Source organism: Paenibacillus sp. J31P190, assembly GCF_059692075.1.
This window is the reverse complement of the sequence record NZ_JCAUAS010000021.1, coordinates 33,285-46,802: the sequence shown is the minus strand read 5'-3', so window position 1 is coordinate 46,802 and position 13,518 is coordinate 33,285. Positions and strand designations below refer to the sequence as shown.

Annotated in this window: 10 protein-coding genes; 1 reads left to right on the top strand and 9 read right to left on the bottom strand. The window is 43.8% G+C overall.

Going from position 1 to position 13,518, the window contains the following annotated elements:
- Positions 1-331: 331 nt before the first annotated feature.
- From AC58U0_RS28180 to AC58U0_RS28165, 4 genes are all read right to left on the bottom strand, one after another.
- Positions 332-1,618: a dicarboxylate/amino acid:cation symporter gene (locus AC58U0_RS28180; RefSeq protein WP_497382242.1), complete on the bottom strand. Its 1,287-nt coding sequence runs from the start codon at positions 1,616-1,618 to the stop codon at positions 332-334.
- An 86-nt stretch (positions 1,619-1,704) separates the two neighbouring features.
- Complete coding sequence (locus AC58U0_RS28175; protein ID WP_497382168.1) at positions 1,705-3,129, bottom strand: NAD-dependent malic enzyme; 1,425 nt, start codon at positions 3,127-3,129, stop codon at positions 1,705-1,707.
- A 128-nt stretch (positions 3,130-3,257) separates the two neighbouring features.
- On the bottom strand, positions 3,258-3,974 hold the full coding sequence (locus tag AC58U0_RS28170) for a response regulator (RefSeq protein ID WP_497382167.1): 717 nt from the start codon (positions 3,972-3,974) through the stop codon (positions 3,258-3,260).
- A complete protein-coding gene (locus AC58U0_RS28165) occupies positions 3,952-5,550 on the bottom strand; it encodes an ATP-binding protein (RefSeq protein WP_497382166.1) in 1,599 nt (532 codons plus the stop codon). Before AC58U0_RS28165 ends, AC58U0_RS28170 begins: the two co-directional genes overlap by 23 nt.
- A gap of 116 nt (positions 5,551-5,666) precedes the next feature.
- Here AC58U0_RS28165 and AC58U0_RS28160 point away from each other — a divergent pair, with 116 nt between their 5' ends.
- Complete coding sequence (locus AC58U0_RS28160) at positions 5,667-6,728, top strand: DctP family TRAP transporter solute-binding subunit (RefSeq protein WP_497382165.1); 1,062 nt, start codon at positions 5,667-5,669, stop codon at positions 6,726-6,728.
- Between the two features lie 484 nt (positions 6,729-7,212).
- Here the strand turns inward: AC58U0_RS28160 and AC58U0_RS28155 are convergent, their stop codons facing one another.
- The 5 genes from AC58U0_RS28155 to AC58U0_RS28135 form a co-directional block, all read right to left on the bottom strand.
- Positions 7,213-7,485, bottom strand: coding sequence for a Fur family transcriptional regulator (locus AC58U0_RS28155; protein WP_057301935.1), 273 nt, complete (start codon positions 7,483-7,485; stop codon positions 7,213-7,215).
- 65 nt (positions 7,486-7,550) lie between these two features.
- Positions 7,551-9,014, bottom strand: a complete 1,464-nt coding sequence (locus AC58U0_RS28150; RefSeq protein ID WP_497382164.1) for a catalase — start codon at positions 9,012-9,014, stop codon at positions 7,551-7,553.
- Positions 9,015-9,574: 560 nt separating this feature from the next.
- The gene (locus AC58U0_RS28145) at positions 9,575-10,495 is read right to left on the bottom strand and encodes a polyprenyl synthetase family protein (RefSeq protein ID WP_497382163.1); all 921 of its coding nucleotides are present in this window, start codon (positions 10,493-10,495) and stop codon (positions 9,575-9,577) included.
- 11 nt (positions 10,496-10,506) lie between these two features.
- A complete protein-coding gene (locus AC58U0_RS28140; protein WP_497382162.1) occupies positions 10,507-11,145 on the bottom strand; it encodes a response regulator in 639 nt (212 codons plus the stop codon).
- Positions 11,142-13,463 (bottom strand): ATP-binding protein, encoded by a 2,322-nt coding sequence (locus tag AC58U0_RS28135; protein WP_497382161.1) that lies wholly within the window; start codon positions 13,461-13,463, stop codon positions 11,142-11,144. Before AC58U0_RS28135 ends, AC58U0_RS28140 begins: the two co-directional genes overlap by 4 nt.
- Positions 13,464-13,518 lie beyond the last annotated feature (55 nt).

Below are 13,518 nucleotides of genomic sequence, written 5' to 3'. Positions count from 1 at the left end.
CTCGCTTCTCTCCTTCGTTGTTGCATAACGTACAACAATTTGCTCCTATTCAGGCTATTTCGCAACAAAAGGGCTCAAAATGTTGTAGAAACTGCAACTTCAAGTTGCCAAATAGCCCTTTGGCAGCTGAATTGTTGTATAAACTACAACACTGATAACCACTATAGCCCATTTACCCTCACAAAAGCTGAATGACTCTAAAAATCGAATTTGGAGTTTTGAATGCCAGTTGGGAGCATGCATTATAGGTGGTAAGCTCTACTTTACCCTCTAACCCAAAAAATATAAAAAGAGGGCATTCCATCAAATGGAATACCCTCTTTTTACCATTTTACACAGCAGAAACTTCTTTCACAGCCCCCGTTTGCAGAGACATATCTGTTTCCTCTGGATTTGCATTAAACTGATTTTCACTCTTCGCAATGACAATTGTCGCTACGCTATTACCAATGATGTTCGTAATTGCTCTTGCTTCGGACATGAACCGGTCTACCCCAATCAAAAGCGCCATGCCTTCAATGGGAATGACATTGTTCGGAATTGCGGCAATTGTGGCTGCCAGTGTGACGAAGCCTGATCCGGTAATGCCCGCAGCACCCTTTGAAGTTAGCATCAGTACGCCCATGAAGGTCAGTACCTGCATCCAGTTTAGTTCAATACCATAGGCTTGCGCAATGAATAACCCTGCCATAGATAAGTAGATCGATGTACCGTCAAGATTGAATGAATAACCAGTAGGAACAACAAGACCTACAACGGACTTAGATGCGCCGAACTTCTCCAGCTTTTCCATAACGCGCGGCAATGCGGATTCGGACGATGACGTTCCTAATACAAGCAGCAGCTCTTCTTTAATGAATCGCAAAAGCTTAATTAAGCTAAACCCATACATTCTACAAATGGATCCGAGCACAATAAAGATGAACAATGCCATGGTTATATAGACGGACCCCATCATTTTACCGAGAGAAAACAAGGAATGAACGCCGAATTTGCCGATCGTATAAGACATTGCACCAAAAGCAGCAATTGGAGAGAACTTCATGATGATTCCTACAATGCGGAAGAATATTTCATTCGTTTTCTCTAGGAAATTCGTAACGGGTTTCACTCTGTCCCCAAGACCAGCCATCGCCAAACCAAACAAGATAGAGAAGAATAGAACCGGCAGCATATCACCTTTGGAGAAGGCACCCATCACGTTATCCGGAACGATACTTGTAAGGAAATCGACAAAGCCGTGACTAGTTGCTGCCGCGTCTTTCGTATACTTCGCAACATCTGCGGCCTTCACACCAGCCGTGCTCATTCCTGCGCCAGGGCGAATGATGTACATGACAGCTACCCCGATAACCATTGCAAATGTAGTAATAACTTCAAAGTACAGCAGCGCCTTGCCGCCGATTCGACCTACTTTTTTCATATCCCCCATACCAGAGATCCCGATTACAATGGTAAAGAACACAATTGGAGCTATGACCATCTTGATCATTTTCACGAACACATCGGAAAGTACTTTTAAGCTCTCTCCCTGATGAGGGAAAAACTGACCGACCGCAATCCCGAGCACAATCGCTAGCAGTACCTGCAGTGTTAAGTTTTTTCTAAGTTTCATCATCATCTTAATTCCTCCTAAAGTTATTTGGGGCCCCCGCAAAGTAGTCGGAATATACTTCAGGGCTTAGCGTCACTTTGTGGGGTTTATTAGGCTTGGACTTTCTCTTTACGTCTTCTGGCGACCCCGTCTTCATAAGCCGCTTCTATAACCGCATCTCTCACTGATTCTGCGACCGATTGATTAAACACACTTGGAATAATGTAAGACTCATTCAACTCATCCTCTTGAACAACCGATGCGATCGCCTTGGCTGCTGCAAGCTTCATATTCTCAGTCACTCTGGTAGCCCTACAATCCAGCAGTCCACGGAACAAGCCCGGGAAGCACAGCACATTGTTGATTTGATTCGGGTAGTCCGAACGGCCAGTTGCCATAACCCGCACATAAGGCTCTGCCTCTTCGGGGAGTATTTCCGGCGTCGGGTTTGCCATTGCAAAGACGATCGGATTTTCCGCCATTTTGGCGACGTCTTCTCTTTTCAGTACACCAGGACCCGATACACCGATAAAAATATCTGCTCCTTCAATAACTTCCGACAGCGATCCTTGAATCTGCTTCGGATTCGTATGATCCGCATACCATTGCCAAAACGGATTGTCGTAAACGCCATCACGCGTGATAGCACCCTGTCGATCGACACCGATAATATTTCGAACTCCTGCAGCCATCAGCATTTTGGTGCAAGCCGTTCCTGCCGCGCCAACGCCGCAAAGCACAACTTTGCAATCCTCAAGCTTCTTTCCCACGATCTTAACGGCATTAATCAATCCTGCCAAAAGCACCACAGCTGTACCATGCTGATCATCATGAAAAACGGGAATATCCAATTCCTCGATAAGCCGCTGTTCAATCTCAAAGCATCTAGGTGCAGATATATCCTCTAGATTGATTCCGCCGAACGTCGGAGATAGCGCTTTCACGATATTCACAATTTCATCTGTGTCCTGTGTTGCTAGACATATCGGGAATGCATCAACACCAGCTAACTGCTTAAACAACATTGCCTTTCCTTCCATGACGGGCATCGCTGCTTCAGGTCCAATATGCCCCAGACCAAGTACGGCAGTTCCATCCGATATGACCGCGACTGTGTTGCGTTTGATTGTGAGTGTATGAGCAAGCGACGGCTTTTCGTGGATCGCCATGCAAACCTTAGCAACACCCGGTGTATACACCCTCGAGAGGTCATCCCGATTTTTAATAGGATACTTGGGACTCATTTCAATCTTCCCGCCCAAATGTAGCAGAAACGTTTGATCCGAAACATGGACGATTTTCACTCCCGCCAATTTGCGGATGGCCGCGGCAATCAATTCCGTATGCTTGTTATCGTATACATTGATCGTGATATCCCGAACCGTGATGTTTTTATCTGTTCTAACGACGTCAATGGCTATAATATCTCCACCTGCATCACTAATGGCCGTAGCCACACTGCCGAACGACGCAGTATCCTTATCCAATTCTAATCTCAAAATAATACTTGTATTAACTCCCGATGGGATTGACACGTTTCTTCACCTCAAGCGATAGTAGACTTTGTTGCAGCTATTTCTGTTTTCATGATATCGCTTTCAAAAGAAGGCGTGAAGAATTTGACCATATTGGTACTTATGGTCTTTTTGGTCTTCACTTTGAGTTATGATCTTTTATCGTCTGCCATCCATACATATCTATTGATCGGACGCCCAATCCCGCCATATTCAAGGTCTAACTTCACCTGCTTATTCTTCTCCAGAAAATCCAGATACCTGCGCGCCGTAACTCTTGCCAATCCAACGCCCTCGGCTACTTCTTCCGCGGATAAAGATTTGTGCTGCTGCATCAGAAACAGCATGACTTGTTTCATCGTCAGTGCTTGCAGACCTTTGGGCAAATCCCTTTGCACACTGAACGCAGGTGATTCAGGAAGCGGTTCTCCCCCGTTGTTACCGTGTAATAGTTGATCCAATTCAACTTGTGATAATGTCGATTCTGTACCTAATCGCCTCTTCATTAGTTGGTAATTTTCCAACGCTTCTTGGACCCTTTCAAACTTAAAAGGCTTCATGATATAGTCCACGGCCCCCTGATGAAGCATCCGCTGGATCGTTGGAATGTCATTAGCCGCCGTAATGACAATGGCGTCTATGTCCAACTGTTCGTTTCGAATCTGCTGCAGCAATTCGGTTCCATTTTGCCCCGGCATATAGATATCTAGAATGACAAGGTCAGGCTTCAATTCACGAACTTTCTCGATACCATCTAACCCGTTAGAGGATGTCCCTACAATTCCAAAGCCGGGAACTCTCTCAACAAACTGCCTGTTCACTTCAAGAACCATCGGATCGTCCTCAATCAGTACGACTCTGTACATGAGTTTCTTCCTCTCTTGTATGCATCGGGAAAGTGAGAATAAAGCTCGTCCCCACGTCAACCGTGGACTCTACTTCCAGATGAGCACCGCATTTGTTTACAATATTATGGATTAAATACAAACCAATGCCCCTGCCTTCGCCTGCATTTGTGGAGAAGCCACGCTCAAACTTACGCTGTTTGGTTTCCTCACTCATGCCCTTCCCGTTATCCTCGACCAAAATCGATAAAACCTCATCATCCTGCTCAATACTGATAAAGATCTCTTTCTTCCCTTCCTTCCCCCTCAGGGCATCAAAAGCATTTTCAATCAGATTCCCCAAGATGACCACAACATCGTGCTGGTCTAAATTATCTGGAAATCTCATCAACCTGCTTGCCCGGTCCAAACGCACGTCGACACCCAACTCTCTGCCGCGGCTGATTTTTCCCAAAAGTAAACCGGCAGCACTCTCATTCGCAATCTTGCTCGAGACAAAGCTGCTAAGCTCGGACTGCGCCTCCATCGTTTCGAATAAATAATCAAGCGCCTTTTGCTTATGATCAAGTTGGATCAAGCCGCCGATGGTATGCAGCTTATTCATATATTCATGATTCTGCACACGAAGTGCATCAACAAATGCCCTTACTCCGGTCAATTCTTCCGCGATTTTCGTCACCTCTGAGCGATCTTGAAAAATAGCTACGGCGCCAACCGTATGATGCCCTACTTTAATAGGAACCCTATTACTCAAAATATGAGCAGGACCAACATGCAGTTCTTGGTTATAAACAGCATGATTCATCTGCAAAATTTCCGGAAGTCTCGTATCCGGCAGCACTTCCCGAATATGGCGTCCCAGTACTTCTCCTTCGATTTGCAGCATTTTTTTTGCTTTATCGTTAAAAACCGTGATGTATTCCTGGCTGTCTATGGCAATAACGCCTTCATGCATCGCATTGAAAGTGGCGGTTCGCTCTACGAGCAGCTGGGCGATTTCCTCAGGTTCCAAGCGAAACATCTGCTCCTTAATATGCCTTGAGAGCATCCACGAACCCAAAACACCAAAAAGCAAAGATAAAAATACCGTCACATAAATTTGCCCCCGCATGTCGAGAATGATCCCGGTTAGTCCCGGTACCAGCTTCCCCACCAATACGACACCTACTTGTTCGTGCTGCTCATTCATGACAGGTACGAAGGCTCTAAGCGCTGTCCCTTGCTCTCCTTTTGCCCTGGAAAGATACGTATGCTCGGCAAAGGCAGCATGCTCGTCCTCCCCCTGCGAAAGCTCCCCGATCCGGGAGGATGACGGATGAGACCAACGAATGCTGTTCATATCCAAGACAACAATATAATCAACGTCATTAATAATGCGTAGACGTTCAGTGATCGGATTAATTTCCTGCCTACGGCTTTGTTCCGTAAGCCCGCTGAGGATAGAAGGCAATTGGGTAACTGTGCGCGCAGTAACAAGCAGTCTCTGTCCAAGCTCTTGTTCCTGAAGGTGAATCACACGGCCTATTAAAATGATACCGCCGATACAAATCGCAAATAATACGATACCGAACGACAGGATCGTAATTTTCCAATTCATACGAAGCCCCTTGATCTTCAAAGCCATCACCTACTTTCTAGCTTACCGTTTATTTCTACGATTATCATACATTATGTTACACTGAATTTATGATATACAACAGCTGGGGGTCCATTATGAGAACATTTTTCGGTATTACGTTGTTTATTTTAATCGGCCTCCTGACAGCGGTGGGATTCGGTTTTTCCTGGCAATTTAATAACGGCCCGCTTGTGGGTGATGATGAGCAGATTGGACTCGGCCAACAAACGATCATTCGATTCAGCTTTAGTGTAGCGGAGAATACACCCAAAGGTTTAGCCGCTCAAGAGTTCGCCCGATTAGTTAAAGAAAAAACAAATGACACCATCAAAGTAGAGTTGTTTCCAAACAGCACTTTATACAATGAAACGGAAGAAGTTGCAGCTTTGCAGGGAGGCAGCATTCAAATGATTGCGCCAAGCTTCTCTAATATATCCGAGGTCGTACCTGAGTGGATGGCGATGGACCTCCCATTTGCTTTCCCAAATGAAGAGGCTGTAGAAAAGGCGTTCCGAGGGAAGATCGGAGATATCCTAATGAGCAAACTTGAAGAAAAAGGCATTATCGGTCTAAGTTTTTGGGCAAATGGTTTTCAGCAGATGACCTCGGGCCGCGGCATGCTCGTCCATCCGGAAGATTTTCGAGATTTGACATTTCGAATTCTTCCTAGCAAGATCATCGAATCCCAATTTCGTCATCTGAATGCGAAGACAGTCCCCATTCCTTTTAACCAAGTTTACCGCAGTATGGAATCCGGTCTGGTAGACGGTGGAGAGAATACGATTTCGAACATTTACTCTAAAAAGCTGTATCAGGTCCAAAAATATTTGACCATCAGCAATCATGCTTATCTAGGTTATGGCGTGCTAATGAATAAGGTATTCTGGGAGAAGCTATCCGCTGATCAGCAAAAAACGATTCATGAGGCCATGCAGGAAACGACGATTTGGGCTAACCAAAATGCGATCGAGATCAACCGTAAACAATGGAACGAGCTGCAGAGAATTGGCCAGATGAACGTTCGCCTCCTATCCAAAGAGGAACGGGATGAATGGCAGCAAGCGCTTGAACCTGTCTATGAAGAAGCTCAATCCTATCTAAGTAAAGATCTAATGGATGCCGTGAACGAACTCCGACGCGAGAGCACGAAAAAATAAGCGGGACTAAGAAAAACCTAGCGGAAGATCACCGCTAGGTCCTTTGTTATGCTATGCGATACGTTTTGTGCATGGGAGGGAATTGGATAGGGGGTTCCAACCGTTCCTTGAAATCGTGTTTCTTTGAATTTATTTAACGGTTATAACATGATTTCAAATACGGCCGCTATCGCTTTTCCACCCTATCTCCATTCCCTTTTCTGTTCTACTTTGTACTTCCTTCCACTTCTCTATTCCCTATTCGGTTTTCATATCTATAAACGCCCTTGAAATATTCCGGGTACATTTCCCTCCACAAGCTTCGTAGGAAAATTGCCTTACAAGCCCAGGCAGCGCGGATATCAAGCCTTATACCACCTGTAATAAAGGGAACCTCTAGGTCCAACCTGAAACTTATACTATTATGTTAAAATAAGGCGCTGCAGCCTGAGAAGAGACCATCTTACTCTTCTTACACTTCAGCGCCTTACCTATGATCAACCTTTTACGAACAAATTGCCGCTTCATATCGTAAGGAGGCACCAACTACAGGCAACTCATTAACTAAACCAAGCTGTTTAAACACATGCAAGCTGCTGTTAACCGTCATTGCATTCATATGGGGATATTTAACGATCAACGCCTCACATATGTCTTTGACCGTTGTGTAGCTGCCCTGCGCATATAGAAACGTAAGTATTGCACACCTCTGAGGTGTTAAAGGAATGTTTTTGGCGCGCATCCGCTGCAGCGCTTGATTCAGATCATGTTGTACCATGACGGGAACCTCCTCTTCGATTTATTGGAATTTATTCACATATTTATTTGAATTTATGATGGCCATTAGCGGTTCAAATGTTGTAAATAACCCGAAATATCCACGTTCAAGCCTGCAGCCAAGCTTTCTCCCAGCCTGCTATCTGCTCTATAGAAGTTACAAATCGCCAACAGTTTGGATTTCTCGTGAACAGACGAGAGATCACCTACTAGATTCGAAATGAAATTCGCTTGCTCCTGCTCGCTGAAGCTGCGGAATGTCTCTCCGGCTTGTGCGAAATCATTCGTTTTCGCGATTTTTTGTCTAACAACAGTTCCGTTAAGCGGAGCGCTGCTGTCGCGGAATTCATGCGCTTCTCTCGGTGCGTCGGCATGACGAGTCGGCTCATAATTCACACTGCCAGGCTGCTGCTTCATTTGCATAGCGCCATCGCGCTGGTTATTTTGCACGGTTGCATATGGGCAGTTCACCGGAATTTGCAGGTAGTTGGCACCTAGACGATGTCTTTGTGTATCTGGGTAGGAGAAAAGTCGGCCTTGCAGCAGCTTATCTTCCGAAGGCTCTATCCCGGATACCAACACACTTGGCGCAAAAGCCGCTTGCTCCACATCAGCAAAAAAGTTCTGTGCGTTGCGGTTTAACGTCATTGTCCCTACTTTTTGCAATGGAATAAGATCTTCTGGCCACACTTTTGTTGGATCCAGCGGATCAAAATCGTAAGCGTCCAAATCCTCAGGCTGCAGCAGCTGCACATGCAGATCCCATTTCGGGAATTCGCCGCGATCTATGTGGTCGTACAAATCTCTTGTCGCATGGCTGAAATCCTCGCCCTGAATGGCTGAAGCTTCCGCTTTGCTCAAATTGCGAACCCCTTGGTGCGGTTTCCAGTGATATTTCACATACACATAATTCCCTACGGAATTAATCCATTTAAACGCATGGACACCGAAACCATTCATTTCACGGTAATTCGCCGGTGTGCCGTAGTCCGAGAAAACCCAAGTCAGCATATGCGTCGATTCCGGTGTCAGTGACATGAAATCCCAATAGCGGTCGGGTGTCTGAACATTCGTATCAGGCGCTGGCTTCAAGGAATGAACCATGTCAGGAAATTTCATCGCATCGCGGATAAAGAAAACAGGAAGATTATTGCCGACTAGATCGTAATTGCCTTCTTCTGTATAAAATTTAACAGCGAATCCGCGCGGATCACGCGCTGTTTCAGGTGACCCTTGACCGTGAATAACGGTCGAAAAGCGTACGAATACCGCCGTCTCTTTCCCCGCTTCAGCTAGGAAGCCCGCTTTCGTATAACGTTTCATGGAATTTTCAACTATAAAGGTTCCAAAAGCCCCCGCTCCACGCGCATGAACCACACGCTCCGGGATACGCTCCCGATCGAAATGAGCGATCTTTTCTAATAAGTGATAATCCTCCAATAGCGTCGGGCCATTCTGGCCTGCTGTCCGTGAATTCTGGTTATCGCCTACAGGCGCGCCCTGGTTCGTAGTTAAGTGGTTATGGGACATCTGCATTCTCCTTCGTAGGTATAATTGTGGTAAGATAGCACATTTCTTTATTTAGAATAATTATTATGTAATACCTATTTTATTTTAATTGAGAAGCATTGTCAATAACATATATCTTCTTCTTTCTTCGACTAATGGCTCCAATTGGACACTTCTCCAACCTCCTGCTCATCCCTTTCATTTCTACCTACGCCTGTTAACCTCAGATTGCCGCAATTTACATATGTGAGTGTCTTTTAAAGGAACGTGAAGCCGCTATTTGTACGAAAAAAACCGAATTTCAGGAATAGGAGGAACGTAGATCCTCTATTTCATAGTTTTTCCTCCAGATTGCCATTATTTCAAGAAATAGAGTCCTTACGTTCCGCCTAATTCAATTTCTAGCTCATTTTCACAAAATAGAGGATCGTCGTTCCTCATGACTTCACTTACTAAAAAAAAGGCCATCAAATCCCACCGCACATGCGGACGAACTTAATAGCCTTCAAAATTTAAGCCTATGAAACAATAGTCCACTCTACTCCCCATCTGTAAAAACATGAAAGCGTGCATTTAACCACCTAGTCCGCATCCAGAAAATCCCCGTACGTAGATTCCTTAAACCTTTCTTTCCAAGGAGAGATGGCTTGCAAATTCTCATAAATCTCTTCCGCCTTTTGAATGCAAACCGATTGGACAATTCGGGCATATTCCATACATCCGGAATCTTGAATCATTTGCAAAAAGTCCTCTTTCTTTTCCAAAAGGAACTCTGTAGTAATTTCACCCTCATAATAACCTTTCAATTGGCTGAATGCCGTATCTTCAATGGATAGTAAATACAACACAGGAAGCGTTCGTTTCTTTCCAATCAAATCGTTTTTCACATCAAACCGAACCAGATCTCTCATATCATTTTGAATTTGATGAATAAGGCCAATACAGTCAGCTAATTGATGAATCTGTTCAATGGTTTCCTCCGTGCATTCTAAAGAAGAATAGCCCATGAAGCAGGCAAGCCGGAATAAGGAACCTGATTTCTCTTGCGTCATCATTAGATAATCATCTACAGTTGATATCGCATTGGTTATATCTTTTTGTTGGCCGTTAACCGATCTCGAAATGATTTTACTGACCTCGACAAGCAGCTTATCTTTGACCTGCAAGTGCCCCAATTCACCTACAACTCCCATGAACAGCGCCATAACAGCATTCAACGTAATGGCTTGCGGACATCGCATCCATGGCTTACTACCTTGATCTTGATCCTGCAAATCATCCATAATATCCAAAGTTAGAATGACCAGTTCCGTCACCGCAGCAAGTCGATGAATGTGAGGGGAGTCTCCTCCTAACATCCTGTGCGTGCAAATCGTGATCTTAGACCATGTACAGTTTTCCTTTTCTTTGTCATCTATAAAAGATTTAAGCAGAGTATTTAAATCTTCTACATAAATATAGTCATCAATAACATGATGCATATGCTGCTGGATGTCCTGCATCATTTTCTCCCCTAAGCCTGCGTGTAATATTTGCTTTTAATAAACTTTTCCAGTGCTTCCGTTCTTGATTTAGCGCCCCATTTGTCGTAAATCTTGCGTAAATAATTATCAACAGTCCGCTTGCTCATAAAGATGCGTTCCGCAATTTGATCGTGAGTCGCCCCCTTGACCAACATGTTCATCATGAGTACCTCTTCCTCTAGTAACACACAGTCATCCTTGGCAGATTCTCCGCTTAATTGCATCTGGTGAAAGAATGATAACGGCAGCATCGTATGGCCATCCAAAATACAATTCACCATATTTTTAATCGTTCGTTCGCTCGACTCCTTCGATAGAACGCCGCTTACTTTGATTTCGATTAGTTTATTTAAGATGCCCTGTATATCAATTCCCGTAAAAATAACAATATGCATATTCGGATAAATGTCCTTTAACTGAGCAGCGACTTCTGTGCCGGACACATCAGGAAGTTGATAATCTAGAAATACGAGGCCTGGGTGATGCAGCTCCACTTGTTCCAAGCATTGTTTGGCATTAGCGACAACACCGATAACTTCTATACCATCGATTTCTTCTAATAATGTCTTGGTCGCACGCGCAAATAAAGGATGATCATCAACAACCAATGTCTTGACGACCTCAATCATGCTGAAATCACTTCCTCCGTTGGTATTGTAATTATAAATTTCGTTCCGTTTCCGTTATGTGTATTGAGCTCAAAGCGTCCACCCACATGCAAGACTCTGCTTCTCATTTGTTCAATCCCCATGCCTGATGCGCCAATCTCTAGGTGAACTTCGTCTCTGTCACGAAATCCCACCCCGTCATCCTCATATATTAAGCAGAAGTGATTATCTTTTTCCATTATACGGAAGTTAACTTTGGAAGCCTGAGAATGCTTTTTTGCATTATTAAGCAGCTCTTGGACGATTCGGAATATATGCCGCTTAGTAAGCAAATCTTTGGTTTCGATGACAGCAGAATGTCCTGCATCAAATTCAAGCTCAAATGGCGTTGTATAAGACTCTTTCTCCAAATACATCTTCAACGTTTGAATCAGACCTACCTCTTTTAGCAAATGGGGATTTAACTCAAAGCAGCTTTGGCGCAGGCTGGCATTAATCATTTCCACAAAATTATTCATATTTTTCAACTGCACCTGATCTTCTTGATGCATCGTTGACTTATCTGCAAGAGAGGATATTCTTCTTTTGAGAAAGAAAAGATCCTGCATCGTCGTATCATGAAGATCGCTAGCAATTCGAATTCGTTCCTCTTCCTGAAGCTCAAACATCACCTTACGAAACCATAAAATATCATTCGCAGCCGTTTCTTGAGGAAGCTCGGAAGCTAATTGCTGCAATCTAGCTGTTAACTTGCGGATCAAGTGGACATTTTCCAAGCTAACTTCCAAATAGGATGTAATTAGCTGCAACCACTGTCTCTCTTCGTTTGAAAGCATCGTGTTTGTCTTTTTGCGTGTCACTATTAAATAACTCGTATATTCTTCGTGGCTATTCATCTCCAAGCATGTATAAAGTGGATGATCGAGCAAGGATGATGAGTTGACAAGCTGCTTAACCTCTGAAGTATCTATTTCCCCTTCGTGAATGATCTCGGTTTCATTCTTATATTGGAACACAATGGCTCCGCCCATCACCTGAAGTGTACCAACAATATCCAAGAGTATAATTTCTTTCAACTCACGGAAACTGGAAATGGTTCCTAGGTTTTTGGAGATTTTCTTCAAAGCCAACTGCAGGGCGAATTTTCGTGGGAACAAAAACGGTTCTAGCCTCGTTGTCAAATATTCGGCGGCATACAGCACCGTAGAAATTAGTAGCATCGACCCGACGAAAACGAACAGAATTTGCTTTTCATCCACTACATGGCGAAATAAGAAAGCATATGCCCCTGTGAATAGGCTGGCTGGTAAAATGGCCAACAGACCAGCGAATAAAAATCGCCTGAACACAAGACCGATATCATATAACTGGTTGGAAGCAATCAGGTATGCAAAAGAGATGGGAAACAATAAAATAAACCCATTGGTATATATGGCGTCAATAATCCAATGTCCAACGATTACCTGTGGAAGAAAGGAGAAGCTGATGACCGGTAAAAAAGAAATAAACAGTGATAACCACACGTTCTTTACAATGCTGGACACGTAGGACTTTTCTTTACGGACTTTGAAATACATAATCGTTAACACACACATGTTGAATAAAGTGACGCTAATGAAAAAGCCTAAAGTTACTGAGCCATTATAACTATGAATCGTATATGCTATCGAAGGATAAAGAAGCAAGCATCTTATACAAAATCCTACTATCGCTATCGCATACAAATATTTCAAAATCCTTGACGACAAGTTCAAATTACCTTTTTCCTTGAAAAAGACAATTAGAAAGTGAAAAAATACAATCGGCAATACCATCATCATGCTGGTGATTACAATTTTTCCAACAGTATCTCCCCTCACAGAAGCACCTAGACTCGTGTAAATGATCGTCATGGTCAGAAAAACAGCTCCGAGCAGCCTGGCTGATGGAGAACGGCGCATTTTTCCAAAAAGGAAAACAGCCATAAACAGACACACGAATTCCTCTACTAGCGGAACCACATCGTATATGGCCGTGCTATTGATGTTTACATCGATTCTGTGCTCATCCCCGCCTCTACTAATCAACAATGTATGGGCTTGCTCTACCGTTCTCCATTTTTGAACATTCGGGAATTCATCGGGAAGCCTACCGTCTACTTGCTTGACGATATCACCTACTTTAACGTCCAGCTTCATACTGGCGCTTTCCTGATCCAATTCGTTAATCACCCAATTTTGCTGCGGAGTTAATTCAAGATAAATCCCTATATAGGGGGATTGAAAGGTAATATACGAGAACCACACTTGCAATATAATGAAAATCGATATACAAAACGCAACTCCATATTTATTTCTCATAATCTACCACCCTACCATTTATTTGCTATAATACAATTGTAGTCTAATCGTTCGA

Excerpts from the sequence above, each read along its gene's own strand:
- AC58U0_RS28150 (WP_497382164.1), bottom strand. The coding sequence starts at position 9,014 with ATGTCCCATAACCACTTAACTACGAACCAGGGCGCGCCTGTAGGCGAT.
- AC58U0_RS28140 (WP_497382162.1), bottom strand. The coding sequence starts at position 11,145 with ATGATTGAGGTCGTCAAGACATTGGTTGTTGATGATCATCCTTTATTT.
- AC58U0_RS28170 (WP_497382167.1), bottom strand. The coding sequence starts at position 3,974 with ATGTACAGAGTCGTACTGATTGAGGACGATCCGATGGTTCTTGAAGTG.
- AC58U0_RS28165 (WP_497382166.1), bottom strand. The coding sequence starts at position 5,550 with ATGAATTGGAAAATTACGATCCTGTCGTTCGGTATCGTATTATTTGCG.
- AC58U0_RS28145 (WP_497382163.1), bottom strand. The coding sequence starts at position 10,495 with ATGCAGGACATCCAGCAGCATATGCATCATGTTATTGATGACTATATT.
- AC58U0_RS28160 (WP_497382165.1), top strand. The coding sequence starts at position 5,667 with ATGAGAACATTTTTCGGTATTACGTTGTTTATTTTAATCGGCCTCCTG.
- AC58U0_RS28155 (WP_057301935.1), bottom strand. The coding sequence starts at position 7,485 with ATGGTACAACATGATCTGAATCAAGCGCTGCAGCGGATGCGCGCCAAA.
- AC58U0_RS28135 (WP_497382161.1), bottom strand. The coding sequence starts at position 13,463 with ATGAGAAATAAATATGGAGTTGCGTTTTGTATATCGATTTTCATTATA.
- AC58U0_RS28180 (WP_497382242.1), bottom strand. The coding sequence starts at position 1,618 with ATGATGAAACTTAGAAAAAACTTAACACTGCAGGTACTGCTAGCGATT.